Annotated in this window: 24 protein-coding genes and 1 riboswitch; of the genes, 17 read left to right on the top strand and 7 right to left on the bottom strand. The window is 69.9% G+C overall.

Features of this window, described 5'->3' with window-relative positions; genetic code table 11:
* Positions 1–109 precede the first annotated feature (109 nt).
* The gene (locus ACFY16_RS05670) at positions 110–1,942 is read right to left on the bottom strand and encodes a hypothetical protein (RefSeq protein WP_390645778.1); all 1,833 of its coding nucleotides are present in this window, start codon (positions 1,940–1,942) and stop codon (positions 110–112) included.
* Between the two features lie 168 nt (positions 1,943–2,110).
* Positions 2,111–2,320 carry a hypothetical protein gene (locus ACFY16_RS05665; protein ID WP_390645777.1) on the bottom strand — a complete coding sequence of 70 codons (210 nt, stop codon included), beginning with the start codon at positions 2,318–2,320 and terminating at the stop codon, positions 2,111–2,113.
* A gap of 130 nt (positions 2,321–2,450) precedes the next feature.
* Here ACFY16_RS05665 and ACFY16_RS05660 point away from each other — a divergent pair, with 130 nt between their 5' ends.
* A complete protein-coding gene (locus ACFY16_RS05660; RefSeq protein WP_390645776.1) occupies positions 2,451–3,425 on the top strand; it encodes a carbohydrate kinase family protein in 975 nt (324 codons plus the stop codon).
* A gap of 37 nt (positions 3,426–3,462) precedes the next feature.
* On the opposite strand, the gene ACFY16_RS05655 is transcribed toward ACFY16_RS05660, so the two are convergent.
* Positions 3,463–4,839 carry a cysteine desulfurase/sulfurtransferase TusA family protein gene (locus ACFY16_RS05655; RefSeq protein WP_390645775.1) on the bottom strand — a complete coding sequence of 459 codons (1,377 nt, stop codon included), beginning with the start codon at positions 4,837–4,839 and terminating at the stop codon, positions 3,463–3,465.
* Positions 4,840–5,179: 340 nt separating this feature from the next.
* On the opposite strand from ACFY16_RS05655, the gene coxB reads away from it, so the two are divergent.
* The 4 genes from coxB to ACFY16_RS05635 all read left to right on the top strand — a co-directional run bounded on the left by coxB (position 5,180) and on the right by ACFY16_RS05635 (position 9,663).
* Positions 5,180–6,139 carry a cytochrome c oxidase subunit II gene (gene coxB / locus ACFY16_RS05650; RefSeq protein WP_390645774.1) on the top strand — a complete coding sequence of 320 codons (960 nt, stop codon included), beginning with the start codon at positions 5,180–5,182 and terminating at the stop codon, positions 6,137–6,139.
* Positions 6,136–7,875 carry a cytochrome c oxidase subunit I gene (gene ctaD, locus ACFY16_RS05645; RefSeq protein WP_390645773.1) on the top strand — a complete coding sequence of 580 codons (1,740 nt, stop codon included), beginning with the start codon at positions 6,136–6,138 and terminating at the stop codon, positions 7,873–7,875. The genes coxB and ctaD overlap by 4 nt, the downstream gene beginning before the upstream one ends.
* Entirely contained in the window at positions 7,872–8,270 is a 399-nt protein-coding gene (locus tag ACFY16_RS05640; protein WP_390645772.1) for a cytochrome c oxidase subunit 4, read from the top strand. The genes ctaD and ACFY16_RS05640 overlap by 4 nt, the downstream gene beginning before the upstream one ends.
* Before the next feature lie 130 nt (positions 8,271–8,400).
* The gene (locus ACFY16_RS05635; protein ID WP_390645771.1) at positions 8,401–9,663 is read left to right on the top strand and encodes an Ig-like domain-containing protein; all 1,263 of its coding nucleotides are present in this window, start codon (positions 8,401–8,403) and stop codon (positions 9,661–9,663) included.
* Positions 9,664–9,781: 118 nt separating this feature from the next.
* Here the strand turns inward: ACFY16_RS05635 and ACFY16_RS05630 are convergent, their stop codons facing one another.
* Entirely contained in the window at positions 9,782–10,183 is a 402-nt protein-coding gene (locus ACFY16_RS05630) for a hypothetical protein (RefSeq protein WP_390645770.1), read from the bottom strand.
* Between the two features lie 178 nt (positions 10,184–10,361).
* Here ACFY16_RS05630 and ACFY16_RS05625 point away from each other — a divergent pair, with 178 nt between their 5' ends.
* The 6 genes from ACFY16_RS05625 to ACFY16_RS05600 all read left to right on the top strand — a co-directional run bounded on the left by ACFY16_RS05625 (position 10,362) and on the right by ACFY16_RS05600 (position 17,467).
* The gene (locus ACFY16_RS05625) at positions 10,362–10,982 is read left to right on the top strand and encodes a heme-copper oxidase subunit III (RefSeq protein ID WP_390645769.1); all 621 of its coding nucleotides are present in this window, start codon (positions 10,362–10,364) and stop codon (positions 10,980–10,982) included.
* 65 nt (positions 10,983–11,047) lie between these two features.
* Positions 11,048–11,860, top strand: a complete 813-nt coding sequence (locus ACFY16_RS05620) for a c-type cytochrome (RefSeq protein WP_390645768.1) — start codon at positions 11,048–11,050, stop codon at positions 11,858–11,860.
* Positions 11,857–12,915 (top strand): Rieske 2Fe-2S domain-containing protein, encoded by a 1,059-nt coding sequence (locus ACFY16_RS05615; protein ID WP_390645767.1) that lies wholly within the window; start codon positions 11,857–11,859, stop codon positions 12,913–12,915. Before ACFY16_RS05620 ends, ACFY16_RS05615 begins: the two co-directional genes overlap by 4 nt.
* Positions 12,912–14,549, top strand: coding sequence for a cytochrome bc complex cytochrome b subunit (locus ACFY16_RS05610; RefSeq protein WP_390645766.1), 1,638 nt, complete (start codon positions 12,912–12,914; stop codon positions 14,547–14,549). Before ACFY16_RS05615 ends, ACFY16_RS05610 begins: the two co-directional genes overlap by 4 nt.
* Positions 14,550–14,671: 122 nt before the next feature.
* Positions 14,672–15,736, top strand: coding sequence for an anthranilate phosphoribosyltransferase (gene trpD / locus ACFY16_RS05605; RefSeq protein WP_390645765.1), 1,065 nt, complete (start codon positions 14,672–14,674; stop codon positions 15,734–15,736).
* A 73-nt stretch (positions 15,737–15,809) separates the two neighbouring features.
* A riboswitch (SAM riboswitch) is annotated at positions 15,810–15,926 on the top strand.
* A gap of 179 nt (positions 15,927–16,105) precedes the next feature.
* Entirely contained in the window at positions 16,106–17,467 is a 1,362-nt protein-coding gene (locus ACFY16_RS05600; protein WP_390645764.1) for an aminotransferase class V-fold PLP-dependent enzyme, read from the top strand.
* Positions 17,468–17,492: 25 nt separating this feature from the next.
* Here the strand turns inward: ACFY16_RS05600 and ACFY16_RS05595 are convergent, their stop codons facing one another.
* Both ACFY16_RS05595 and ACFY16_RS05590 read right to left on the bottom strand, forming a co-directional pair.
* Positions 17,493–17,774, bottom strand: a complete 282-nt coding sequence (locus tag ACFY16_RS05595) for an Lrp/AsnC ligand binding domain-containing protein (protein WP_037737028.1) — start codon at positions 17,772–17,774, stop codon at positions 17,493–17,495.
* Positions 17,771–18,505, bottom strand: coding sequence for a rhomboid family intramembrane serine protease (locus ACFY16_RS05590; RefSeq protein WP_390645763.1), 735 nt, complete (start codon positions 18,503–18,505; stop codon positions 17,771–17,773). The genes ACFY16_RS05595 and ACFY16_RS05590 overlap by 4 nt, the downstream gene beginning before the upstream one ends.
* Positions 18,506–18,659: 154 nt before the next feature.
* Between ACFY16_RS05590 and ACFY16_RS05585 the strand changes: the two genes are divergently transcribed.
* The 5 genes from ACFY16_RS05585 to ACFY16_RS05565 all read left to right on the top strand — a co-directional run bounded on the left by ACFY16_RS05585 (position 18,660) and on the right by ACFY16_RS05565 (position 24,012).
* The gene (locus ACFY16_RS05585) at positions 18,660–18,899 is read left to right on the top strand and encodes a hypothetical protein (protein WP_037719539.1); all 240 of its coding nucleotides are present in this window, start codon (positions 18,660–18,662) and stop codon (positions 18,897–18,899) included.
* Positions 18,900–18,936: 37 nt separating this feature from the next.
* Positions 18,937–20,280, top strand: a complete 1,344-nt coding sequence (locus ACFY16_RS05580) for an NYN domain-containing protein (protein ID WP_390645762.1) — start codon at positions 18,937–18,939, stop codon at positions 20,278–20,280.
* Between the two features lie 210 nt (positions 20,281–20,490).
* Positions 20,491–21,528 (top strand): NlpC/P60 family protein, encoded by a 1,038-nt coding sequence (locus tag ACFY16_RS05575; protein ID WP_390646100.1) that lies wholly within the window; start codon positions 20,491–20,493, stop codon positions 21,526–21,528.
* 249 nt (positions 21,529–21,777) lie between these two features.
* Positions 21,778–22,791 (top strand): NlpC/P60 family protein, encoded by a 1,014-nt coding sequence (locus ACFY16_RS05570; protein WP_390645761.1) that lies wholly within the window; start codon positions 21,778–21,780, stop codon positions 22,789–22,791.
* A gap of 30 nt (positions 22,792–22,821) precedes the next feature.
* Positions 22,822–24,012 (top strand): hypothetical protein, encoded by a 1,191-nt coding sequence (locus ACFY16_RS05565; protein WP_390645760.1) that lies wholly within the window; start codon positions 22,822–22,824, stop codon positions 24,010–24,012.
* Positions 24,013–24,060: 48 nt separating this feature from the next.
* On the opposite strand, the gene ACFY16_RS05560 is transcribed toward ACFY16_RS05565, so the two are convergent.
* On the bottom strand, positions 24,061–25,296 hold the full coding sequence (locus ACFY16_RS05560; RefSeq protein WP_390646099.1) for a glycosyltransferase 87 family protein: 1,236 nt from the start codon (positions 25,294–25,296) through the stop codon (positions 24,061–24,063).
* Between the two features lie 123 nt (positions 25,297–25,419).
* Here ACFY16_RS05560 and ACFY16_RS05555 point away from each other — a divergent pair, with 123 nt between their 5' ends.
* Positions 25,420–26,562: a glycosyltransferase family 4 protein gene (locus ACFY16_RS05555; RefSeq protein ID WP_390645759.1), complete on the top strand. Its 1,143-nt coding sequence runs from the start codon at positions 25,420–25,422 to the stop codon at positions 26,560–26,562.
* The last annotated feature ends 6 nt before the right edge of the window (positions 26,563–26,568 follow it).

The raw sequence follows: 26,568 nt of genomic DNA, 5'->3' as shown, positions 1-26,568 counted from the left end.
GACGAGAAAGCGGTGGCCCCCTCCGGAGGGGGCCACCGCTTTCTCGTATCCGCCTACGCGCACTCCTGCGGTCCGGACAAGCGCACTGCTACTGCGGCTGCGTCGACGCCTACGGCAGCCGTGCCCCCGCCTTCTCCAGCGGGATCGCCTTGCCGTCCGACCCCACGACCTTCCGGGCGCCCAACGGCTCGTCCAGCTGCACCGTCTGGTGGAAGACCTTGGCGATCTTGATGCAGATCTTGTTCGGCCAGGGCTTCGCGGTCACCGTCACCGTCACCTTGTCCGAGCTCTCGACCGCCGCCACCTTGTAGTCGGCGCAGACCCCGCCCGTGTAGCTGACCGTGAGCTCCTTGCCGTCGGCCGTGTAGCCGTCCACCTTCACGTCGTACGACGTCGGCGCCGCGGTCGGCTCGGACGGGGTGGCCGACGCCGCCGGGGTCAGGTACTTCGGGTCCACCGCCGGATACGTCACCGTGAAGTCGTCCTGCGCGCCCGACCCGCGTGCCTCGAACAGCCAGGACGGCACCAGGGCCTGCCGCCCGTTCGCCCCGCGCACCGCCAGCCCGAGCACCGCGTCCTCGATCGTGATCGTCTGCCGCTCGGCACCGGGCGACACGGTCGACGACCCGCACGGCTGCTCCAGCCGGTCCTTCAGCGGTACGGGGCTGGCGCAGCCGCCGATGCCCATGCGGTGCTCGGTCCCGGGCGCCGCGTTCATCAGGTCCAGCGTCTCCTGCGCGCTCAGCACGGGGTACGTGTCCCCCTTCACCGGCGTCTTCACCTGGCCGTTGCCGCCTACCACCTCGCCCTGCGCGCTGACGGTCAGTCCGGTCGTCAGGCCGTACGTGGGCAGCCCGCCGACCATCGGATCGGCGTTCACCACCCGCTGGGCTCCCATGACCTGGCTCGCGTCGATCTTCGCGTCGTCCTGGTCCAGCGCCTTCAGGATCGGCGCGGCCGCCTTCTTCGCCGCCGCCTCGCTCACCGGGTCGGCGGCCGGCGCCGCCGGGTCCTGCGTGCAGACGGTGATGCTCCTGCAGTCGTCCGTGCCGGGCGCGTATCGGCTGAAGGTCCAGGTCCCCGGCGCCTCCTTGCCCACCTGGAGGCTCGGGCCCGCGCCGTCCTTCCCCGTCCCGACCTTCCAGACCTCTCCCTGCGCCACCGGCGTCCCGTCGACGCCGAGCGCCTCGGCCAGGCGGGCCACCTCGTCCTGGGTGACCTGGCCCTTCGCCCAGTACACCGGCGCCGAGCCGGGACCGTCGGGCAGCGTGCCCGCGGCCTGGTACGTCACGCCGTACGGATTCGGCTCGCCCGGCGCGATGCCGTTCGGGTCGCCGCTGCCGCCGCTTCCCGTGCCGCCCTCGGAGTAGCCGTCGAGGGCCAGCGGCGCGAGAGTGCCGTCGCCGGCGGGCGCCCTCGAGTCCGTACGGCCGCCGGAGTCGCCGGACGTGCTCGCGGCGAGGTAGGCACCGCCGCCCCCGACGAGCAGCACGGCAGCGGTGACCGAGGCGACGACCAGGGGGGACCGCCGCCGGGGTGCCGGACGCTCGGCGCGAGCCTCTTCGGGGTCCTCGCCGGGATGGACCTCTTCCGGGCTCTGCCCGGCGCGAGCCTCGTCCGGGTCGGGGTGGCCCCCCTCGGCGCGGGCCTCTTGGCGGCCCTCGTCGGCGCGGGTCCCGGCGTGGTCCTCCGCGCCGTCCGCCCCTTCGGGGACCTCGGGGTGGCCCTCCGCGCCGCCGGCCTCTTCGGGGTCCTCCGCGCCGCGGACCTCTTCACGGTCCTCGTCGGCACGGGCTTCCTCGCGGCCCCGCTTGCCGCCGACCCCCTCGCCGCTGCCCTCCTGAGCCCGGCTCCCCTCGGCCCGGACTGTCTCCTCACCGGCGGTCTCAGCGGCGCCCGGCTCGCGTGCGGCGTCGTCGTTGTCGGGTCGCTCGGTGTTCACCGCATCGCTCCTTCAGCTGCTGTCCCTGTGACCAACCCTGACCCGGCCCTGTCAAAACGGCCTGCTGGACGGTCGTATCCCGCATCCCCTTTACGGGGGACAGCGATGGGACGCGGCGGGGGAGCGCACGGTTCCCTGAAACGCGCCGACGGGTAATCCGGGCGCTGCTCAGTCCCCGTAGTCCGACATCGCGTCCAGCAGCCGCGCCGACTTCGACGGCACGGTCACGCCGTGGATGAGTGACGGGGACACCGGCAGGGAAGCGATCCGGTCGGGGACCGCCCAGTGCGGAGCCATCCGGGCGCAGTCACCGCGCAGCGACGCGAGGTCGCCCTCGAGGTCGGCCGGGGCGGGGGCACAGGGCTTCAGGTTCGTCATGACGGCACCGTATGCATGGGGGAGCCCGCGGAGAAAGATCTACTATCGGGTAGTTTCTGCTGCTTCTACGGTACCCCGCTACCGGGTAGCGTGAACTGTCAATGCCCCTCCCTCCAGGAGAGTCCACGCCGTGCGCATCGCAGTCACCGGCTCCATCGCCACCGACCACCTCATGACCTTCCCCGGCCGCTTCGCCGACCAGCTCGTCGCGGACCAGCTGCACACGGTCTCGCTCTCCTTCCTGGTCGACAACCTCGACGTACGCCGTGGCGGCGTCGGCGCGAACATCGCCTTCGGTATGGGACAGCTCGGTACGGACCCGATCCTGGTCGGCGCCGCGGGCTCCGACTTCGAGGACTACCGCGCCTGGCTCGACCGGCACGGCGTCGACACCGACTCGGTGCGCATCTCCGAGACCCTGCACACCGCGCGCTTCGTGTGCACCACCGACGCCGACCACAACCAGATCGGCTCCTTCTACACCGGCGCGATGAGCGAGGCCCGTCTCATCGAGCTGAAGACCGTCGCCGACCGCGTGGGCGGCCTCGACCTGGTCCTGATCGGCGCCGACGACCCCGAGGCGATGCTTCGCCACACCGAGGAGTGCCGCTCCCGGTCCATCCCGTTCGCCGCCGACTTCTCCCAGCAGATCGCCCGGATGAGCGGCGACGAGATCCGGATACTGCTGGAGGGCGCCACGTACCTCTTCTCGAACGAGTACGAGAAGGGCCTCATCGAGTCCAAGACCGGCTGGAGCGGCGAGGAGATCCTCGCCAAGGTCGGCCACCGCGTCACCACCCTCGGCGCGCGCGGCGTGCGCGTCGAGCGGGTCGGCGAGGACCCGATCGAGGTCGGCTGCCCCGACGAGGAGCGCAAGGCCGACCCCACGGGCGTCGGCGACGCCTTCCGCGCCGGCTTCCTCTCCGGCCTGGCCTGGGGCGTCTCCCTGGAGCGTGCCGCCCAGGTCGGCTGCATGCTCGCCACCCTCGTCATCGAGACGGTGGGCACCCAGGAGTACCAGCTGCGCCGCGGCCACTTCATGGAGCGCTTCACCAAGGCGTACGGCGACGACGCCGCCGACGAGGTCCAGGAGCACCTGGCCTAGTCAAGGCCCAGCCAGGCCCAGCCGGGCCTGGTCGCGGTCACGACAGCCGGCGGACCACGTAAGCCGCACCACGGTCCGCCGGCTCCTCACCCACGTACTCCTGCCCCCGCATCTCGCACCACGCCGGGATGTCCAGCCGGGCCGCCTCGTCGTCGGAGAGGACCCGGACCGTGCCGCCCACCGGCACGTCGCCGATGACCTTCGCCAGCTCGATCACCGGAATCGGGCAGAGCTTGCCCAACGAGTCGACCACCAGCGCGTCCTCCTGCACGACCGCCGTGGGCGTCGGCGCGCCGAGCTTCTCGCGCACCGCGGCCACCGCTCCCGGCAGCACCGACAGGAACCGCTCCACCTCCTCCGCCGGCGTTCCGAACGGCAGCGACACCCGGACGTTCCCCTCGCTCAGCACCCCCATCGCCTTGAGCACATGGCTCGGCGTCAGCGTGCTGCTCGTACAGGACGATCCGGACGAGACGGAGAAGCCCTCCCGGTCCAACTCGTGCAGCAGGCTCTCCCCGTCGACATAGAGACACGAGAAGGTGACGACCCCCGGCAGGCGCCGCACCGCGTCGCCGACCACCTCCACATCCGGTACGACCGACGGCACCCGCGTCCGGATCCGTTCCGTCAGCTCCCGCAGCCGTACCGCCTCCTGCTCCGCCTCGGCCCGCACCGCCCGCAGCGAGGCCGCCGCCGCCACGATCGCCGGGATGTTCTCGAAGCCGGCCGCCCGCCCCGACTCGCGCTCGTCCACCGGCCCTTGGGACGCGAACCGCACGCCCTTGCGGACCGCGAGCAGTCCGACCCCGGACGGGCCACCCCATTTATGGGCACTCGCCGTCAACACCGACCAGTCGCCCGTCACCCGGCCCCAGCCGAGCGACTGCGCGGCATCCACCAGAAGGGGGACACCCGCCTCCCGGCACAGCTCGGCGACGGCGGCCACCGGCTGCTCGGTCCCCACCTCGTGGTTGGCCGACTGCAGGCAGGCCAGCGCGGTGTCCGGGCGCAGTGCCTCGGCGTACGACTCCGCGGTCACCGCGCCCGTACGCAGCACCGGCACCCGGGTCACCGACCCGCCCGCAGCCTCGTGCGCCTCGGCCGAATGGAGCACCGAAGAGTGTTCGACCGCTGACACGATCAGGTGGTCTCCGGCGCGCCGTCGGCCCGCCAGCGCACCGGCGATCCCCGAGTGCACCGCCCGCGTCCCGGAGGCCGTGAACACCAGCTCGTCCGCCCGGCACCCCACCGCCTCGGCCGCCGCCTCGCGCGCGGCGTCCAGCAGCAACCGGGCCCGACGCCCCTCGCGGTACAGGCGTGCCGGATCGGCCCACCCCTCGTCGAGCGAGGCTTGCAGGGCTTGGCGGGCAACGGGATGGAGGGGAGCGGCGGATGCGGCATCGAAGTAGGACACACAGCAACGCTAAGCCCCCCAGCAGGGGCGCGGGGCGGTGACATCGTGCGGCTTCGTCGCGTGGGTGCGCCCAGCCCCCGCCGGCCCACGGCCGCCGTACGGGATTCCCCGAGCCGCCGGCGCGCCGAACCCTCCGTCAGAAGTAGCCCGGAGCCGGGCAACTCACCCCCTTCGGCTGACCGGGCGGCGCGTTGGCCACCCTCCCCGCGCGACCCCAAAACGCGTCCAGTAGGGTTTGGTCCGCATAAACATCCAAACCCCTGCCCGACGCAGGGCGGCGACCGACCAGCGAGAAGGCCGCAGCCGAACAGCGCGGGCGAGACTCTCGGGAAGGCGCTACGTGAGTCCCAACGGCTCCGACCGCTCGCCGCGGCGCCCGATGCGGCGGAAGCTGCTGCAGGCAATGACCGCGGGCTTGGTCCTGTCGACCGCCACCGGTTGCACATACAAGGACTTCCCCCGCCTTGGCATGCCCACCCCGGTCACAGAAGAGGCTCCGCGGATCCTCTCCCTCTGGCAGGGCTCGTGGGCGGCCGCGCTCGCCACCGGCGTGCTGGTCTGGGGCCTGATCCTGTGGGCGACCATCTTCCACCGGCGTAGCCGCACCAAGGTCGAGGTTCCTCCGCAGACCCGGTACAACATGCCGATCGAGGCTCTGTACACGGTGGTCCCGATCATCATCGTCTCGGTGCTGTTCTACTTCACCGCCCGCGACGAGTCGAAGCTCCTCAGCCTCGACAAGAAGCCCGACGTCACGGTCAACGTCGTCGGCTTCCAGTGGAGCTGGGGCTTCAACTACATCGAGAACGTCGACGGTTCCACCGGTGACGCGAAGACCGACAAGAACCTGGCCGCCATTCCGGACCGGTTCAAGGACGCCTTCCCGGCGAACGCCGGCGGTGTCTACGACGTCGGTACGCCCGGTACGCGTAACCCGCAGACCAACAACCCCGGTCCGACGCTGTGGCTCCCCAAGGGCGAGACCGTCCGCTTCGTCCTCACCTCGCGTGACGTCATCCACTCCTTCTGGGTGGTGCCGTTCCTGATGAAGATGGACGTCATCCCCGGCCACACGAACTCCTTCCAGGTGACCCCCAACAAGGAGGGCACCTTCCTGGGCAAGTGCGCAGAGCTGTGCGGCGTCGACCACTCCCGGATGCTGTTCAACGTGAAGGTCGTCTCCCCTGAGCGTTACCAGCAGCACCTCAAGGACCTCGCCAAGAAGGGGCAGACCGGTTACGTTCCCGCCGGCATCGCGCAGACGAGCCACGAGAAGAACCGGGAGACGAACAACCTGTGAGCATCGTCAACGAACCTCATGGCGCCGCGGCGGCTGAAGCCTCGTATTACGAGGACGAGCTGCCCGTACGGCGCAAGCAGCCCGGAAATGTTGTGATCAAGTGGCTCACCACCACTGACCACAAGACGATCGGCACGCTGTATCTGGTCACGTCGTTCGCGTTCTTCTGCATCGGTGGCGTGATGGCGCTGCTCATGCGCGCCGAGCTCGCCCGGCCGGGTCTGCAGATCATGTCGAACGAGCAGTTCAACCAGGCGTTCACGATGCACGGCACGATCATGCTGCTGATGTTCGCGACGCCGCTGTTCGCCGGCTTCACGAACTGGATCATGCCGCTCCAGATCGGCGCTCCGGACGTCGCCTTCCCGCGGCTGAACATGTTCGCCTACTGGCTGTACGCCTTCGGCTCGCTCATCGCCGTCGGCGGCTTCCTCACCCCGCAGGGTGCGGCCGACTTCGGCTGGTTCGCCTACTCCCCGCTGTCGGACGCGGTCCGCAGCCCGGGTATCGGCGCCGACATGTGGATCATGGGTCTGGCCTTCTCCGGCTTCGGCACCATCCTCGGCGCGGTCAACTTCATCACCACGATCATCTGCATGCGTGCCCCGGGCATGACCATGTTCCGCATGCCGATCTTCGTGTGGAACGTGCTGCTGACCGCCGTTCTGGTCCTGCTCGCCTTCCCCGTGCTGGCCGCGGCCCTGTTCGCGCTGGAGGCAGACCGTAAATTCGGCGCCCACGTCTTCGACGCGGCGAACGGCGGAGCCTTGCTGTGGCAACACCTCTTCTGGTTCTTCGGCCATCCAGAGGTGTACATCATCGCGCTGCCGTTCTTCGGCATCATCAGTGAGATCATCCCGGTCTTCTCCCGCAAGCCGATGTTCGGCTACATGGGCCTGATCGCCGCGACCATCGCGATCGCCGGTCTGTCCGTGACGGTGTGGGCGCACCACATGTACGTCACCGGCGGAGTGCTGCTGCCGTTCTTCTCCTTCATGACGTTCCTCATCGCCGTGCCGACAGGCGTGAAGTTCTTCAACTGGATCGGCACGATGTGGAAGGGGTCCCTGAGTTTCGAGACCCCGATGCTGTGGGCGGTCGGCTTCCTGATCACCTTCACCTTCGGCGGACTGACCGGCGTCATCCTGGCCTCCCCGCCGATGGACTTCCACGTCTCGGACTCGTACTTCGTGGTGGCGCACTTCCACTACGTCGTCTTCGGCACCGTCGTCTTCGCGATGTTCGCCGGCTTCCACTTCTGGTGGCCCAAGTTCACCGGCAAGATGCTCGACGAGCGCCTCGGCAAGATCACCTTCTGGACGCTGTTCGTCGGCTTCCACGGCACCTTCCTGGTCCAGCACTGGCTGGGTGCCGAGGGCATGCCGCGTCGTTACGCGGACTACCTCGCGGCCGACGGTTTCACCGCCCTGAACACGATCTCGACGATCAGCTCGTTCGTGCTCGGCCTGTCGATCCTGCCGTTCTTCTACAACGTGTGGAAGACGGCCAAGTACGGCAAGCCGGTCGGCGTCGACGACCCGTGGGGCTACGGCCGCTCGCTCGAATGGGCGACGTCCTGCCCGCCGCCGCGGCACAACTTCCTCACCCTGCCGCGGATCCGCAGCGAATCCCCGGCGTTCGACCTGCACCACCCTGAGATCGCCGCTCTCGAGCAGCTGGAGCACGGTGGCCACGGTGCCGGCGCCATCTCGGGCAACAAGGAGGCCGGCAAGTGAAGATCCAGGGCAAGATGTTCATGTGGCTGAGCGTCTTCGTCCTCGCCATGGCGGTCGTCTATGGCGTGTGGTCGAAGGAGCCGGCCGGTACGACGGCCCTCTTCCTGGCCTTCGGCCTGTGCATCATGATCGGCTTCTACCTGGGCTTCACCGCCCGGCGGGTCGACGCGGGTGCGCAGGACAACAAGGAGGCGGACGTCGCGGACGACGCCGGCGAGCTGGGCTTCTTCAGCCCGCACAGCTGGCAGCCGCTGTCGCTCGCCGTCGGCGGTGCCCTGGCCTTCCTGGGTGTCGCGATCGGCTGGTGGCTGCTGTACTTCTCCCTCCCGCTGATCCTGATCGGCCTGTGGGGCTGGGTCTTCGAGTACTACCGCGGTGAGAACCGCACCCAGTAACACGCACAGCACGACCGGGAGCCCGGATACTCCGCCAGGAGTGTCCGGGCTCCTGTGTTTGCCGGATATCGGGTCCCTCTTCCGGGTTACCCAACGCGCCGGTGCCGACGAAGCTTCCTAGCGTGAAGCCATGAGTCACTCACCCCGCCCCCGCACCGTCGTCAGCTGCACGCTGCTGGTGATCGCCCTCTGCGCGGGCGTCACCGCCTGCGGCTCGGACGGAAACCCGCTCTCCGCCCGGCCCTACGACGCGGCCGAGGAGATCGCCTTCAACGGCCCGTCCACCGACGGGAAGAAGGCGGACCCGGACAAGCCCCTGGAGATCACCGCCGAGGGCTCCGACGGGCGTCTCACGGACGTGACGGCGGTCGACGCGTCAGGCCGCTACGTGGCCGGCGAACTCTCCGCCGACGGCAGCCGCTGGCACAGCACCGAGCCACTCGCCGCCAACGCCCGCTACACGGTGCGGGTGAGCACCGAGGACGACGACGGGGCGCCCGGCCGCAAGACCCTCACGTTCGACACCGGCAAGCCCACCACGAAGAAGAGCGTGGACGTCACCTTCAGCCCCAAGGCGGGCCAGTACGGCGTCGGCCAGCCCGTCACGGCCCAACTCAGCGTGCCCGTCAAGGACAAGGCCCAGCGGGCCGTCGTCGAACGGGCCCTCAAGGTGGACTCCACGCCCGCCGTGGAGGGCGCCTGGCACTGGGTGAACGACAAGGAACTCCACTTCCGCCCCAAGGAGTACTGGCCCTCCCACGCCACCATCCAGGTGCACAGCAACCTGGAGGGCATCAAGGTCGGCGACCGTCTGTGGGGCGGCAAGGCCGCGCCCGTCAAGCTCACCACGGGCGACAGCATCATCGCCGTCACGGACGCCGCGGCGCACTCGATGAAGGTCTACAAGAACGGCGCGGAGATCAACCAGATCCCCGTCACCACCGGCAAGCCAGGCTTCGAGACCCGCAACGGCGTCAAGGTCGTACTGGGCAAGGAGTACTTCGTACGGATGCGCGGTACCACCGTCGGCATCGCCGAGGGCACCTCGGACTCGTACGACCTGCCCGTCTACTACGCCACCCGCGTCACCTGGAGCGGCGAGTACGTCCACGCCGCCCCCTGGTCCGTGGGCTCCCAGGGCTACGCGAACGTCAGCCACGGCTGCACCGGCATGAGCACCAGCAACGCCGAGTGGTTCTTCGACACCGTCCACGAGGGTGACGTCGTCCAGGTCGTCAACTCCAACGGCCACGAGATGGAGACCTTCGGCAACGGCTTCGGCGACTGGAACCTCGCCTGGGCCAAGTGGCGTACGGGCAGCGCGCTGGTGGGCGGCACGCCGGAGGGCCCGACGGCGGCGGACCGGGCCAGGCTGAGGCCGCAGGACGTATGACACCTGCACAGGAGCAGCAGACCCAAGGGGCGCGGAGCCGCATCGACATGCGGCTCCGCCGCGTGGGCGCGACCAGCCGCAGGCCGGCGGTCGCCGTGAATCCCGGCGCCCCGAACTCCTAGGCGCTCAGCAGCCTCTTCTGCCGCAACAGCGCGGCCAACGCCCCCGCGAACTCCACCGGATCCACCGGAAGCGTCACAGCCGCGTCAGCACGGCTCCACGTGGCCAGCCACGCGTCCTGCGGCCGCCCGATGAGCAGAAGCACCGGCGGGCAGTTGAACACCTCGTCCTTGATCTGCCGGCACAGGCCCATGCCGCCCATCGGCACGGCCTCGCCATCGAGTACGCAGACGTCGATCCCGCCCTGGTCCAGCTCCCGCAGCACCGCGGCAGGGGTGGCGCATTCCACGAACTCGACCACAGGCACGTCCGGAGCGGGCTTGCGACCGGCCGCGAGCCGCACCTGTTCGCGGGTGTTGGAATCGTCGCTGTAGACCAGCACCGTGGCGGTCGGCTGCATGCTTCCTCCGAGACGTCAGCGTCGTACGGACAGAACCGATGCGGCGGATGCTACTCCCTTGAACAGCCTGTCAACACCTGTTGGAACACCGCTTCGATGGGCCATACGGGCAGTACACACGCTGGGAACACTCCGAACGGCACCCCCCGGAGTGAGGGCGGGATAAGGGACCGACATAATGTCGGTCGTGGCGACAGCAACGACAGTAGAAACCGGGCACGCGCACCCGTCGGTCAACCGACCGAACCTCACCAGCGTCGGAACCATCATCTGGTTGAGTTCCGAGCTGATGTTCTTCGCGGCCCTCTTCGCGATGTACTTCACCCTGCGATCGGTGACGGGACCCGACCACTGGAAGGAAATGGCGTCCGCCCTGAACTTCCCGTTCTCGGCGACGAACACCACGATCCTGGTGCTCTCCTCCCTCACCTGCCAGCTTGGCGTCTTCGCCGCCGAGCGCGGTGACGTGAAGAAGCTCCGGGGCTGGTTCATCATCACCTTCATCATGGGTGCGATCTTCATCGGCGGTCAGATCTACGAGTACACCGAGCTGGTGAAGAAGGACGGGCTCTCGCTCTCCTCCGACCCGTACGGTTCGGTGTTCTACCTGACCACCGGCTTCCACGGCATGCACGTGACGGGCGGCCTGATCGCCTTCCTGTTCGTCCTCGGCAGGACGTACGCGGCCAAGAGGTTCACCCATGAACAGGCGACCGCGGCCATCGTCGTGTCCTACTACTGGCACTTCGTCGATGTCGTCTGGATCGGCCTCTTCGCCACGATCTACATGATCAAGTAGCCGGGCACGAACCCGCGCACATTCCAGAAGCATCGACGCAGAAGATCCTGACACCGGGGTAATCCGTGAAAAAGCTCTCCGCACGACGACGCCATCCGCTGGCGGCGGTCGTCGTCCTACTCCTCGCGCTGGCGGCCACTGGGGGGCTGTACGCCGCGTTCGCGCCCGCGAGCAAGGCGCAGGCCGATGACACCTCCCAGTCCCTCGCCATCGACGAGGGCAAGAAGCTCTACGCCGTAGGCTGCGCCAGCTGCCACGGCACCGGCGGTCAGGGCACCTCCGACGGTCCGAGCCTGGTCGGCGTGGGCGCCGCCGCTGTCGACTTCCAGGTCGGCACCGGGCGTATGCCCGCGGCGACCTCCGAGGGCCCGCAGGTGGTGAAGAAGAAGAACATCTACAGCCAGGCCGAGATCGACCAGCTCGCGGCGTACATCGCGTCGCTGGGCGCCGGCCCGAACGTCCCCACCTCGGAGCAGTACGACCCCGAGGGCGGGGACATCGCCAAGGGCGGCGAGCTCTTCCGCACCAACTGCGCGCAGTGCCACAACTTCACCGGCAAGGGCGGTGCCTTGACCAAGGGCAAGTTCGCGCCGGACCTGGAGGGTGTGGACCCGAGGCACATCTACGAGGCCATGCAGACCGGCCCGCAGAACATGCCTTCCTTCCCCGACACCACGATGTCCGGGCAGAACAAGCAGGACATCATCGCGTACCTGAACGCGGTCAACAGCGATGAGACGGAGAACCCCGGTGGTCTCGAGCTGGGCGGCCTCGGGCCGGTCAGTGAGGGTCTGTTCGCGTGGATCTTCGGTCTCGGCGCGCTGGTCGCGGTCGCCGTCTGGGTCGCCGCTCGGACCGCAAAGGCCAAGAAGTCATGAGTAGCCAAGACATTCCAGAAGAGAACCTGCCCGCTGAGCAGGGCCACGCGCACGGTGTCGTAGACGTCGCGGACGAGCAGAACCCGTTCGCCGACCCGGGGCTGCCGCCCCACGAGCACCGGATCCAGGACATCGACGAGCGGGCCGCCAAGCGGTCCGAGCGTACGGTCGCCTTCCTGTTCACGCTGTCGATGCTGGCCACCGTCGGCTTCATCGTCTCGTACGTGGCGATCCCGTCCGACAAGTCGATCTTCGTGTTCCCGATCGGTCACGTCAGCGCGCTGAACTTCGCGCTGGGTCTGACGCTGGGCACGGCGCTGTTCACCATCGGCGCGGGGGCGGTCCACTGGGCCCGCACCCTGATGTCCGACGTGGAGGTCGCCGACGAGCGTCACCCGATCGAGGCGTCCCCCGAGGTCCGCGCGAAGGTCCACGCGGACTTCAAGGCAGGTGCCAAGGAGTCCGCGCTCGGCCGCCGCAAGCTGATCCGCAACACGATGTTCGGTGCGCTGGCCCTGTTCCCGCTCTCCGGCGTCATGCTGCTGCGCGACCTCGGCCCGCTGCCCGGGACCTCGCTCCGCCACACCCTGTGGTCCAAGGGCAAGCTGCTCGTCAACATGAACACGAACGAGCCGCTGCGTGCTTCGGACGTCGCCGTCGGCTCGCTCACCTTCGCCAAGCCCGAGGGCCTGGAGGAGCACGACGAGGAGTTCCAGAACGAGATCGCCAAGGCGGCCCTGATGATCGTCCGGCTCCAGCCGGACAACATCAAGGACAAGCGCGAGCTCGAGTGGTCGCACGAGGGCATCGTGGCGTTCTCGAAGATCTGCACCCACGTCGGTTGCCCGATCTCCCTGTACGAGCAGCAGACGCACCACGTGCTCTGCCCCTGCCACCAGTCCACCTTCGACCTGTCCGACGGTGCCCGAGTGATCTTCGGCCCCGCCGGTCACGCCCTGCCGCAGCTCCGCATCGGCGTGAACGACGAGGGCTACCTCGAGGCGCTCGGCGACTTCGAAGAGCCCGTCGGTCCTGCATTCTGGGAGCGCGGATGAGCACTACGACCAGCACCGAGTCCCGCTCTCGCGGGAAGGCACCGGCCGGCGAGCGTGTCGCCGACTGGGCCGACGGCCGGCTCGGGATCTACTCCCTGGCCAAGTCCAACATGCGCAAGATCTTCCCCGACCACTGGTCGTTCATGTTGGGTGAGGTCTGCCTCTACAGCTTCATCATCATCATCCTCACGGGTGTGTATCTGACGCTGTTCTTCCACCCGTCGATGAACGAGGTGGTGTACCACGGCAGCTACGTCCCGCTGCAGGGACAGCTGATGTCCGAGGCGTTCAGCTCGACCCTGCACATCTCCTTCGAGGTGCGCGGTGGTCTGCTCATCCGGCAGATCCACCACTGGGCGGCGCTGATCTTCCTCGCCGGCATGTTCGTGCACATGATGCGCGTGTTCTTCACGGGCGCGTTCCGCAAGCCGCGTGAGATCAACTGGCTGTTCGGCTTCCTGCTGTTCGTCCTGGGCATGTTCACCGGCTTCACCGGTTACTCGCTCCCGGACGACCTGCTCTCCGGCACCGGTGTCCGCTTCACCGAGGGTGCGATCCTGTCCATGCCGATCGTCGGCACGTACATCTCGTACTTCCTCTTCGGCGGTGAGTTCCCGGGCCACGACTTCGTCGCACGGTTCTACTCGATCCACATCCTGCTGCTGCCGGGCATCATGCTCGGCCTGGTCGTCGGCCACCTGATCCTGGTCTTCTACCACAAGCACACGCAGTTCGCGGGCCCCGGAAAGAGCAACAAGAACGTCGTCGGTATGCCGCTGCTGCCGGTCTACATGGCCAAGGCCGGAGGTTTCTTCTTCCTGGTCTTCGGTGTCATCGCGGCCATCGCGGCGATCGCGCAGATCAACCCGATCTGGGCCATCGGCCCCTACCGCCCGGACCAGGTGTCCACCGGCGCCCAGCCCGACTGGTACATGGGCTTCGCCGAGGGTCTGATCCGCTTCATGCCCGGCTGGGAGATCAACCTCTGGGGGCACACGCTCGTCCTGGGCGTGTTCATCCCGCTGGTCCTCTTCGGTGTCGTGCTCGGCGCGATGGCGGCCTACCCGTTCATCGAGTCCTGGATCACCGGCGACAAGCGTGAGCACCACATCCTGGACCGCCCGCGCAACGCCCCCACGCGCACGGCGCTGGGCGTCGCCTGGGTCACGATGTACATGATCACGCTCGTGGGTGGTGGCAACGACCTGTGGGCCACGCACCTCCACCTGTCGATCAACGCCATCACCTGGTTCGTCCGGATCTTCTTCTTCGTCGGACCGGTCATCGCGTTCATCGCCACCAAGCGGATCTGCCTCGGCCTCCAGCGCCGGGACCGGGACAAGGTGCTGCACGGTCGCGAGACCGGCACCATCAAGCGCCTGCCGCACGGTGAGTTCGTCGAGATCCACGAGCCGCTCAGCCAGGAGCAGCTGCACACCATCACGGCGCACGAGCAGTACCAGCCGCTCGAGATCGGCCCGACGGTCGACGAGAACGGCGTCGAGCGCAAGGTGAAGGGTTCCGAGAAGTTGCGCGCCAAGGTCAGCAAGGCGTACTTCAACGAGGACAGCCAGATCCCGAAGCCGACCGTCGACGAGTACAAGGAGATCACGAGCGGCCACGGCCACCACTGATCGCTGCGCTCGCCACGCGCACTGAAGGGCCCCGTCCGGTCTTCGGACGGGGCCCTTCGCCGTGCCCGGCGGCTGGATAGGCTGTAACCAGCTTGTACGTGTCTACGAACCAGGAGCGGCTGATGAGCGCTGTGACCCCCGCTGGAGGCGACACCGCGGCGGGCCGTTCCTGGCCCGGGGTACTGAACGGCCTGCTGGAGGGCCGCGACCAGAGCGCGGAGAACACCGCCTGGGCGATGGACCGGATCATGCGCGGCGAGGCGACCGACGCGCAGATCGCCGGGTTCGCGGTGGCGCTGCGGGCCAAGGGCGAGACCGTCGAGGAGATCACGGGCCTCGTCCGGGCCATGTACGAGCACGCGAACGTGATCCAGGTGCCGGGCGCCACCGTCGACATCGTCGGTACGGGCGGCGACGGCGCGAAGACGGTGAACATCTCCACGATGTCCTCGATCGTCATCGCCGGCACCGGTGCCAAGGTCGTCAAGCACGGCAACCGGGCCGCGTCGTCGGCGTCGGGTGCCTCGGACGTCCTGGAGAAGCTCGGGGTCAATCTCGAGCTGACGCCGAAGCGGGTGGCGGAGGTCGCCGAGGAGGCCGGGATCACCTTCTGCTTCGCGGTGAAGTTCCATCCGGCGCTGCGCCATGTGGCGGCGGCGCGCGGTCAGCTGGGCATCCGGACGGTGTTCAACTTCCTGGGTCCGCTGACCAACCCGGCGAAGGTGAAGTCCCAGGCGATCGGCGTCGCCGATCTGCGCATGGCGCCCATCATCGCGGGTGTCTTCGCCGAGCGCGGCAACTCCTCGCTGGTGTTCCGCGGCGACGACGGCCTCGACGAGCTCACCACGACGTCCACCTCCCGGGTGTGGGTCGTCCGGGATGGCAAGGTGAGCGAGGAGGCCTTCGACCCGCGGGACGTCGGTATCGAGCTGGTGCCGGTGGAGGCGCTGCGGGGCGCCGACGCGTCGTTCAACGCGGACGTGGCGCGTCGGCTGCTGGGCGGCGAGACCGGCCCGGTGCGGGACGCCGTCCTGCTGAACTCGGCGGCGGCGCTGGTCGCGCTGGAGCCGGGCTCGGGGACGCTGGCCGAGCAGATCCGCGCCGGCATGGACAAGGCGGCGGAGTCGATCGACTCGGGCGCGGCCAAGCGGACGCTGGAGCGCTGGGTGGCCGTCAGCAACGCGTAGCGGATGTGAGTGCGGTCCCGTAATCCGGACATGAGTTGCGGGACCGCGATCACTTCACGTATTTTCCTGTTCAGGTCATGAGTGACAGTCATGAGGCCCCGGCCGACTGTCCGGCAACCCTCCGTCCGTGGCGGGGTGCCCCGGGTGAAGACCAGGCCGTAGGCAGCGAGGTCTACGGCAAGCGCGGACCCCTCACGCTTCTTCGAGCAAGCACAGCCCAGGGGTCCTGGTCGTCGAGGGAGCCTTCTGTGAGCAAGCGAATGCGATAGGGCGTAGAGCCCCGCCTCCGCATACCCCTTTCACCTTTCTCCGTGCTTGAGCCGTATCCGCTCGCGCGGTGATTCCTCTTGCTTCTCACAGGAGTTCACCATGTCCGTCTCCACCGCTGCCGCCGACCAGTCGCTTTGTTCCCCGCTGCCCGTTCTGGGCCGGGATGTCACCGTCCCGCTCGTCACGGGCGGCGAAGTCACCTATGCCGCGCTCGACTACGCGGCCAGCGCCCCCGCCCTCCAGCGCGTCTGGGACGACGTGGCGGCGTACGCCCCGTACTACGGCAGCGTCCACCGCGGCGCCGGCTACCTCTCCCAGCTCTCCACGGACCTCTTCGAGAACGCCCGCGGGACCGTCGCGGAGTTCCTCGACTGCCGTACCGACGACCAGGTCGTCTTCACCCGGTCCACCACCGACTCGCTCAACCTCCTCGCGGCCGCGCTCCCCGCCGACTGCCAGGTCTTCGTCTTCGAGACCGAGCATCACGCCTCGCTGCTGCCCTGGAAGGACGCCCAGGTCACCTATCTCGACGCCCCGCGCACCCCGGGTCAGGCCGTCGAGACCCTGGAGCGCGCCCTCGCCGACCGCGACCCCTACGGCCCGGCCCTGGTCTGCGTCACCGGCGCCTCGAACGTCACCGGCGAGCTGTGGCCCGTACGGGAGCTGGCCGCGGCCGCGCACGCGCACGGCGCCCGCATCGTCCTGGACGCCGCCCAGCTCGCCCCGCACCACCCGGTGTCGGTACAGGACCTCGACGTCGACTGGGTCGCCTTCTCCGGCCACAAGCTGTACGCCCCGTTCGGCTCCGGTGTCCTGGCCGGCCGCGCGGACTGGCTGCGTGCGGCCGAGCCGTACCTGGCGGGCGGCGGCGCCAGCCGCAAGGTCACCCGGCGCGAGGACGGCGGAGTGGACGTGGAGTGGCACGAGAGCGCCGCCCGCCACGAGGCCGGCTCGCCGAACGTCATCGGCGCCTACTCCATCGCCTCCGCCTGCAAGGCCCTCACCGAGGCCGGCTTCGACACGCTCGTCGCCCGCGAACAGCACCTGATCGACACCGTCCGCGCGGGCCTCGCCGAGGTCCCCGAGGTCAAGGTCCTGTCCCTCTTCGGCGACGACGCCCCGCGCGTGGGCGTGCTCTCCTTCGTGGTGGAGGGCTGGAACAGCTCCCACTTCGCCGCCGCCCTCTCCGCCGAGTACGGCATCGGCGTCCGCGACGGCCTCTTCTGCGCCCACCCGCTGGTCCGCACGCTCCTGGGCAGCGACCCCCAGTCCCAGGGCGAGTGCGGCGCCCCCGAGGCCGCACCGGGCGAGAAGTCCCTCAACGCGATCCGGGTCAGCTTCGGCGCGGGCACCCCCGACGAGCACGTGGAGCGCTTCGTGAACGCGGTGAAGGAGCTGGTCACGGACGGCGCGAAGTGGCAGTACCGCACGGAGGACGGCCGCTGCGTCCCGGCGGTCTGACCGGAAAGCTCCTACGAGGCGGTGTTCACGAGTCGAGACCGATCGCGAACGCCGCCTCGAGGTCGTGCTGCGAATACGTACGGAAGGCGACGTGTGTGTCCGTGCCCTCCACCCCTGGGATCTTGCTGATCCGGCCCGGGATGACCTCCGCCAGATCCTCGTGCTGCCGCACCCGCACCATCGCGATCAGGTCGTACGTGCCGGTGACGGAGAAGACCTCGCTCACGGAGTCCAGCGCGGCGATCGACTCCGCGATCTCGGGAATCCGGTCCACGCTGGTCTTGATCAGGACGATCGCGGTGATCACGGCTGGTTCTCTCCCTCGGGGGCCGGAACTGGGGTGGACTTCACTCTAGTGGTACGGCCGAATCGGGCCCACGCGTACAGCAGGCCCAGGCCGAAGCCCACCAGGTGGGCCAGATAGGCCACGCCGGGGCCCTGGGTGGCCCGGCCCGCCGCCACCCACTGGAGCGCCGCCCAGAAGGGCAGCACGACCCACGCCGGGAAGCGCAGCGGCAGGAAGAACAGGAACGGCAGGAGACTGGTCACCCGGGCCCTGGGGAACAGGTACAGGAATGCGCCGAGGACCGCGGAGATCGCCCCGGACGCGCCGACCAGTGACTGTCCGGAGCCGGCGTTGGCGGCCGCGTAGCCCAGCAGGGCGAGGTAGCCGCAGCCGACGTAGAACAGGGTGAACTCGACGCGGCCCATCCGTTCCTCGGTCATCGCTCCGAAGACGTAGAGGAAGAGCATGTTGCCGAGCAGGTGGATCCAGCTGCCGTGGACGAACAGGGCCGTGGCGGGCGTCAGGGCCTGTCCGGGGGGGTCCTGGAACAGCTCGGCGGGGACGACGCCCCAGTGCCGGAAATAGGTCTGCTGGGCGGCCAGGAGTTCGTCGCCGGTGCCGTAGGCCGGGTTGAGGCCCGAGGCCGGGCCGATCGCGAAGATCAGGCAGCACAGGGCGATCAGTCCGTACGTCATCGGCGCCGACGGCTTCCGGATCGCCCTGTCCGCGGTTCCGTTCCAGTCGCTGATCATGAACAGAGCATGACGTAACGGGACGCACTCGCACAGACCGCCTCGCCGCCGTGGACGGACGGGCGGCGAGTCCCCGCCAGGCCGTAGGGTTACGAGCCATACGCACCGGGGATCCCGGTGGTCACGGACACTAGAAGGAAAGCGAACAGTCACGATGACGGTTCCCCTGCCAACCGCCTCGACGCGGTGGCGCTGCACCCTGTGCGGCAACCTCACCCGCTTCGACGTGACCCGCTCGTCGAAGGTCGTCGAGTACGTCCACCTCGATCTGGCGGGTGAGCCGAAGGTCGAGGAGCGCGAGGTGGTCAGTGAGACCATCGAGTCGGTGCGCTGCCGCTGGTGCAACGCCGTGGATCAGGTCGAACTCGTGGACAGGCCGGGCGCCGGCTCCTGACAGGGAGCGGCCCCGCACAGGTATTGGGGTGTGACGGATGGTGGAGACCACAGGCGGGGGGCCGGGCGACGGCGCCGCCGAGGTGCTCGATCGTCCGCTGCCCGACGGCGTGCGTCGCCGCGTCGTACAGATCGTGTCGGACGGCTTCGGCGGGCTGACCTTCGGTGAACTGCCCGCCCAGCTGCGGCAGTACGCCCGTTTCGCCCCGAACCGCCGGGCCAAGTTCGCGGGCAACGCCATGGCTGCGGCGCTGGAGACGGACACCCTGTTCCGGCAGCGCATCGGCGAGAAGTTCAGAGAGGCGCAGCCGGAACTCGCCGGCGCCCTCGACTCCGGCTCGCCGCCCCCGGCCGCGGACCCGCTGGACGTGGCGGCCGCGGCCTATGTGCTGCGGCCCACCGGCTGGGTGAAGCTGGTGACCGCGGCCGGCGAGGAGGCCCTGCGCGCGGACGCCGAGCGGGCCGACGAGGAGAGCCGGGCCGAACTGGAGCGGCTGCGCGAGGAGCTCGACCGGGCCCGTGAGCAGACCCGGGGCGAGACCGAGCGGCTGCGGGCCGAGCTGGACACCTCCAAGCGCGAGGCCGAATCGCTTCACCGCAAGCTGCGTGCGGCCCTCAGCGACGTCAAGCGCGGCGAGGCGGCACTGCGCAAGGTGCAGGGCGAGATGGAGGCCGTACGCGCCGAGGCGCAGACACAGGTGTCCGCCGCCGAGAGCGAGACCCGGCGCCTGAAGGGGCGCCTGGGTGAGGCGGAGGCCGCGCTGGAGGCGACCCGCAAGGCGGCCCGCGAGGGGCGCAGCGTCGAGGACATGCGGGTACGGCTGCTGCTCGACACCGTGCTCGACGCGGCCCAGGGGCTGCGCAGGGAGCTGGCGTTGCCGCCCGTGTCCGTACGGCCCGCGGAGACCGTGGACGCGGTCGAGCCCGGGCGGATGACGCCGAAGGACATCGCCAACCGCGCGCTGTCCGAGGACGATCCGGCGATCCTCGACCAGTTGCTCGCGCTTCCGCAGGCGCACCTCGTCGTCGACGGTTACAACGTCACCAAGACCGGCTATCCGCAGATGCCGCTGGAGAAGCAGCGGCTGCGGCTGCTCGGACAGCTCTCGCAGCTTGCCGCGCAGACCGGCGCCGAGGTCACCTGTGTCTTCGACGGCGCCGAACTGGCCGCACCGGTGCTGCTCGCGCCGCCGCGCGGGGTTCGTGTGCTGTTCTCCAAGCCGGGCGTCACGGCCGACGAGCTCATCCGCCAGCTGGTGCGCGCCGAGCCGCCCGGCCGGCCGGTCATCGTCGCCTCGACCGACCGTGAGGTGGCCGACGGGGTGGCCCGGGCGGGGGCGCGGCCGGTGGCGTCGGCGGTCCTTCTCAAGCGACTGTCCTGAACGTCAAGGTCCGGGTTTAATGCCCGAATTGACGGAACCGTCACGCAACGTAGCGTCAAGCAGGTATCACTGCATGTGAGTTGAGTGCAAAGAATGCGGTGCGTAACCGGGATATTTCGCCGGAGGATTTGAACTGATCACAGAAACATCACTAGGGTCTGCCTTCGAAACTCCGTACGGGTGATCACTCACAAGAAGGAGCTCGTCTCCGTGGCGTCCCACCGTCGACCGAAGCAGCCGAGTCGTGCACGCGTGACCGTGCTGACCACCGCAGCCGCCGCCGCCGTCGTGCTGAGCGCCCAGGGCGCCAATGCCGCGCCGAGCGAGAAGCTGAGCAAGGACGAGGTCAAGTCCAAGGTCGACAAGCTCTACGAAGAGGCTGAGCAGGCCACCGAGAAGTACAACGGGGCCAAGGAGAAGCAGGAGAAGCTCCAGAAGGAGATCTCCACCATCCAGGACAACGTCGCCCGTGGTCAGGAAGAGCTCAACGAGCTGCGCGACAGCATAGGTCTGGCGGCCGCCTCCCAGTACCGCACCGGCTCCATCGACTCCTCCCTCCAGCTCTTCCTCTCGTCCGACCCGGACGACTACCTCGACAAGGCCTCCACGCTCGACCAGTTGAGCGGTCAGCAGGTCGAGGCGCTGAAGAAGATCCAGGAGAAGCAGCGCGAGCTCGCCCAGGAGCGCACCGAGGCCTCCGACAAGCTCAAGGACCTCGCCTCCACCCGTACCGAACTGGGCAAGAAGAAGAACGAGGTCAAGGCCAAGCTCGCCGAGGCGCAGAAGCTCCTCAACACGCTGACGGCCAAGGAGAAGGCGGCCCTCGCCGCCGCCGAATCCCGCGCCAGCCGCTCCGCCAGCGACCGGGTGGACCTCGGCAACGACACCGCCGCCTCCAGCCGGGCCGCCGCGGCCTTCTCCGCCGCCCAGAGCAAGATCGGCTCTGCCTACGTCTACGGCGCCTCCGGCCCGTCCTCCTTCGACTGCTCGGGCCTGACCTCCTGGGCCTACGCCCAGGCCGGTGTCTCCATCCCGCGCACCTCGCAGGCTCAGGCCAACGCCGGCACGCGCATCTACTCGCAGAGCGCCCTCAAGGTCGGCGACCTCGTCATCTTCTACGGCGACTACCACCACGTCGGCATCTACGCCGGCAACGGCCAGGTGCTGCACGCCCCGCGCACCGGCACCTACGTGCGCTACGAGTCGATGGGCAACATGCCGTTCCAGTTCGGAGTCCGCATCGCCTGACCGGCGCTGTTCCAGGGTCGGAACCCCGGACCGCCCGATCGGGCGAATTGCGACACCGCCAAGTGACCCCACGCCCCGCCGATGACCTGCGTCAGAGGCGGGGCGTCACGTTGTGTGCCCGCTGAGGCCTTTGGCCGCCGCCCCGTGACGGGGCTACTGTCTGGCGCGTTTCCCCGCACCGCCGTGGCACCTCCGCCCCGGCGCCGGGGAAGCGGTCCGTGTCCGCCAGCGGAAGGAGTGCGGTTTCCCGTGGGGTCCCATCGCCGCCTTGCACCATCCGGGTTCGACCGGGGTGCTGCCTGCGCAGCCCTCAGTGTCCTGTCCGTCGCCGCCGCTCTCGGAGCCGTACCGGCGTCGGCAGCACCGCACGACGGCACCCGGGCCGAGGTGGACCGCCTCTACGAGGAGGCCGAGAAGGCGACCGAGGCCTATAACAAGGCCGACGAGCGGGCCGACGCCCTGCGCACCCAGGTGCGCAACGACCAGGACCGGATCGCCCGGGAGCAGGAGCGTGTCAACTCCATGCGGGAGACGCTCGGTTCGCTGGCCGGCGCGCAGTACCGCTCCGGCGGCCTCGACCCCTCCCTGGCCCTGCTGTTCGCCGACAACCCGGCCGACTACCTCGACCGGGCCTCCGTCCTGGACCGCATCACCACCCACCAGGCCGGGGAACTGAAGGAGCTTCAGTCGGCCGTGCGTGAGCTCACCCAGGAGCGCGCGGACGCGACCCGGAAGCTGGCCGAGCTGGAGCAGAGCCGCAAGGCCGTGGCGAGCCACAAGCGGACCGTGGAGAAGAAGCTCGCCAAGGCACGGCAGCTGCTCAACTCCCTGCCGTTCGAGGAACGCCTCGCCTTCGACCGGGCCTCCCGCTCCGGCCGTGCGGACCTGCCGGGGTTCGGCAACGGCGCCCCGGCTACCGCCCGCGCGGCGTCGGCCGTCGCCGCCGCCCGCTCCGTGCTCGGCCGCCCCTACGTCTGGGGCGCCAACGGGCCCAGCGGCTTCGACTGTTCGGGCCTGATGCAGTGGTCGTACGCGCAGGCCGGGGTGCAGCTGCCGCGCACCTCGCAGGCCCAGCGGTTCGCCGGACACCAGGTCCCGCTCTCCCAGGCCCGGCCCGGGGACCTGGTCGTCTACCGGTCCGACGCCAGCCATGTCGGGATGTACGTGGGCAACGGACAGGTGATCCACGCCCCCTACCCGGGCGCCCCCGTGCGCTACGACCCGGTGGGCATGATGCCTATCTCGTCGGTCACCCGGGTCTGACGCCCGGAGATTCACCGTACGATCGGAAAGATGGCTGGTCGAAGGCGGGCGATGAGATCCTCGGTCGGGGGGCTCTGTCTGCTGCTCGTCTCCCTGGTGGGGTGCGGCGGGCAGCCCACGGCCGACAGCGCGCGGGCCGAGGTGCAGCGGCTGCTGGACGAGCGGGCGACAGCCGTCCTCGACCACGACGAGTCGGCCTACCGCGCCACCGGCACCCGGGCAGGGTTCGCGAACCTGCAGTCGGTCCCGCTCGCCGCCTGGTCCTACCGGGTCACCGCCGTGCACCGCAGCGGGGACACGGCCTCCGCGGACGCCGAACTGAGCTACCGCGTCCGGGGGTACGACAAGGCGCCCGTCACCGCCGCCCGCGTCCTCGGACTGGCCCTCGACGCCGACGGGCAGTGGCGTGTGACGTCCGACCGGCCCGCGAAGAAGGCCGGACAGCAACTGTGGGACCAGGGCACGGTGAGCGTCGTCCGGGGCGCGCACAGCCTGGTGCTGGGGGCCGGGCAGTCCGGTGAGCGGCTGCGTTCCTTCGCGGAGCTGGCCGACCGCGCCGTGCCGGCGGTGTCGCAGGCGTGGGGCACGGACTGGACCGGGCACGTCGTCGTGCTCGTACCGAAGTCGCTGGAGGGCATGGCGAGGCTGCTCGCCTCGTCCGCCTCCTCCTACCGCGGGATCGCGGCGGTCACCACGGGCGAGACCGGCGGGCCGGCGACGGCGCCCGCGGACCGGATCATCATCAACCCCGAGGCGTACAGCGTGCTGGGCTCGCTCGGCCGGCAGGTCGTGCTCACCCACGAGACCACCCATGTCGCCACCCGCGCCCACACCGACGCGGCCACCCCGCTGTGGCTGTCGGAGGGGTACGCCGACTGGATCGGCTACCGCGGCACCGGGCGCACCGCGGCCCAGGCCGCGCCGGAGCTGGCGCGCGCCGTGGCCGACGGTCAGCTCCCGGCGGCGCTGCCCACCGACAAGGACTTCGGCTTCACCGGAGACGCGACCGCGCTGGCGCAGGCGTACGAGGGCGGCTGGCTGGCCTGCCGGATGATCGCCGACCGCTGGGGCGAGGTCCGGCTGGGCGAGTTCTACCGGGCCGTGGGCACGCACAAGCAACGGGCCGGGGCAGTCGAGGGCGCGATGAAGGACGTGCTCGGGACGACGCCGGAGCAGTTCACGGAGCAGTGGCGGGACTATCTGCGGGCACAGTTCGGCTGAGCCCTTCGAGGTGTGCGACGGCCTCGGCGAGTCACGTCCGCTCCGCCTTCAGGGAGAGACCGGGGTTTCCTTGCTCCGGGCGGCCTGGGCCGGGAGCGGTGCGCCGGGGGTTCGCGGCACCGTCGAGCGCCACAGCTGGACGGCCGCGGTGAGGGTGGCGGCCACCAGGAGTCCGTTGCGGACGAACAGCAGGGTGACGCCGCGCGGGTCGCTGGCGACGACGTGGGAGAACCAGACGGGGAACTCCAGCACCGTCACGAACGTCGCCGCCAGCACCAGCCCGGCCGCCGTCCGCATCCGGCTGCCGCGGTGGCACAGGCAGACCGCCGCGACCCCGACCAGCCACACCAGGTACTGCGGGCTGATCACCCGGCTGGTGACGGTGAACGTCAGCACCGCCACGAAGGCCGCGTCGGCGAGCGTGTGCGGCAGGAACCGGGTGGCCATCAGGCGCCACAGCAGCAGCCAGCCGAAAGCGGCGCCGGTCAGGGTCAGGGCCGCCGTGCTGACGATGTTCACGTACGGGCCGAGGAACTCCACCGAGCCGTAGTTGAGCAGCACCTCGCCGTTCCAGCCGAACTGCCGGGCCACATGGAAGACCAGCGCGCCCAGCGACTCCACCTCGGTCCCGCGGTCGCGCTGGAAGGTCAGGAACGCGAACGCACCGGGCATGGCCAGCGCGAACAGCGCGGCCACCGCGGCCACGGTGGCCGCCGCCGCGCCCCACGCCCGGCGCCTGACGGCACCCACCAGCAGCAGCACCGGCCACACCTTCAGCAGCGCCCCGAGGCCCGCCAGCGCCCCCATCACCCGCGGATGCCGGGTGCCCGCGAGCAGCGCGGCCACCGCCACCGCGGTCACCATCACGTCGTAGCGGGCGTACACCGTCGGCCCGAGCAGCGCCGCGCCCGCCACCCACATCCAGGCGCCGCGCAGCGACCGGCCGGGGCGCAGACCGGCGTACAGCAGCAGGAGGAGGACGGCCAGGTCGGCCAGGAAGGCGAGGACGAAGAAGGCGGTCGCGTAGTCGAGGAAGGGCAGGAGGGCGGGGGAGAGGATCGCCAGCGCCGCGGCCGGCGGGTACTGCCAGGCGACGTCGTCGAGCGGGAAGGCGCCGTGGCGCAGCACCTCGTACCAGCCCTGGTAGATCACGGACACGTCGCTGGTGACGTCCGGCCCCGGGAAGACGAACACCTTGAAGACGAACAGCAGGAGCAGCAGCCTGGTCGCCCCCCACGTCCCCAGCAGCCACGCCAGGGACCGCCCCGCGCCCGCAGTCTTCACCTTCAAGCCCCTGTCCGTCCGCCCGCCGTGGTGAGAGCCACATGATGACCTGCCGGACTGTGCGAGGGCCATGAGGCACGGCCGCGGGCGGCTGTGAGGAGCCGTTGGGTAAGGTCGGCGGCGATGGACAAGACCCTCATCGTGACGAACGACTTCCCGCCCCGGCCCGGCGGCATCCAGGCGTTCCTGCACAACATGGCGCTGCGCCTCGACCCCGAGCACCTCGTCGTCTACGCCTCCACCTGGAAGCGGAGCCGGGAGGGCGTCGAGGCGACGGCAGCCTTCGACGCCGAGCAGCCCTTCACGGTCGTACGGGACCGTACGACGATGCTGCTGCCCACGCCGGGCGCGACCCGGCGGGCGGTCGGGCTGCTGCGGGAGCACGGGTGCACGTCGGTGTGGTTCGGGGCCGCGGCACCGCTCGGGCTGATGGCGCCGGCGCTGCGGAAGGCGGGTGCCGAGCGGCTGGTGGCCACCACCCACGGCCACGAGGCCGGCTGGGCCCAGCTGCCCGCCGCGCGGCAGCTGCTGCGCCGGATCGGGGAGTCGACGGACACGATCACCTACCTCGGCGAGTACACGCGCTCCCGCATGGCGCCCGCGCTGACGCCGGAGGCGGCGGGGCGGATGGTGCAGCTGCCGCCGGGGGTCGACGAGAAGACCTTCCACCCCGGGTCGGGCGGTGACGAGGTACGGGCCCGGCTCGGGCTCACCGACCGCCCGGTGGTCGTGTGCGTCTCGCGACTGGTGCCGCGCAAGGGGCAGGACACGCTCATCCTCGCCATGCCCAAGATCCTGGCGGCCGAGCCCGACGCGGTGCTGCTGATCGTCGGGGGCGGGCCCTACGAGAAGGACCTGCGCAGGCTCGCCCACGAGACCGGTGTCGCCGGCTCCGTGCGCTTCACGGGAGCCGTGCCCTGGGCGGAGCTGCCCGCGCACTACGGCGCCGGGGACGTCTTCGCCATGCCGTGCCGGACCCGGCGGGGCGGGCTCGACGTCGAGGGCCTCGGCATCGTCTACCTGGAGGCGTCCGCGACCGGACTGCCCGTCGTCGCCGGCGACTCGGGCGGCGCACCCGACGCGGTGCTCGACGGCGAGACGGGCTGGGTCGTGCGCGGCGGCTCGGCCGAGGAGGCCGCCGACCGGATCGGCACACTCCTCGGGGACGCGGAGCTGCGCCGCCGGATGGGGGAGCGGGGCCGGCAGTGGGTCGAGGAGAAGTGGCGGTGGGACCTGCTGGCGGAGAAGCTGCGGGCGTTGCTGTGACAGTGG

It is taken from the genome of Streptomyces sp. NPDC001315 (assembly GCF_042896175.1).
Taxonomy (GTDB): Bacteria; Actinomycetota; Actinomycetes; order Streptomycetales; family Streptomycetaceae; genus Streptomyces.
This window is presented reverse-complemented; position numbering and strand designations above follow the sequence as displayed.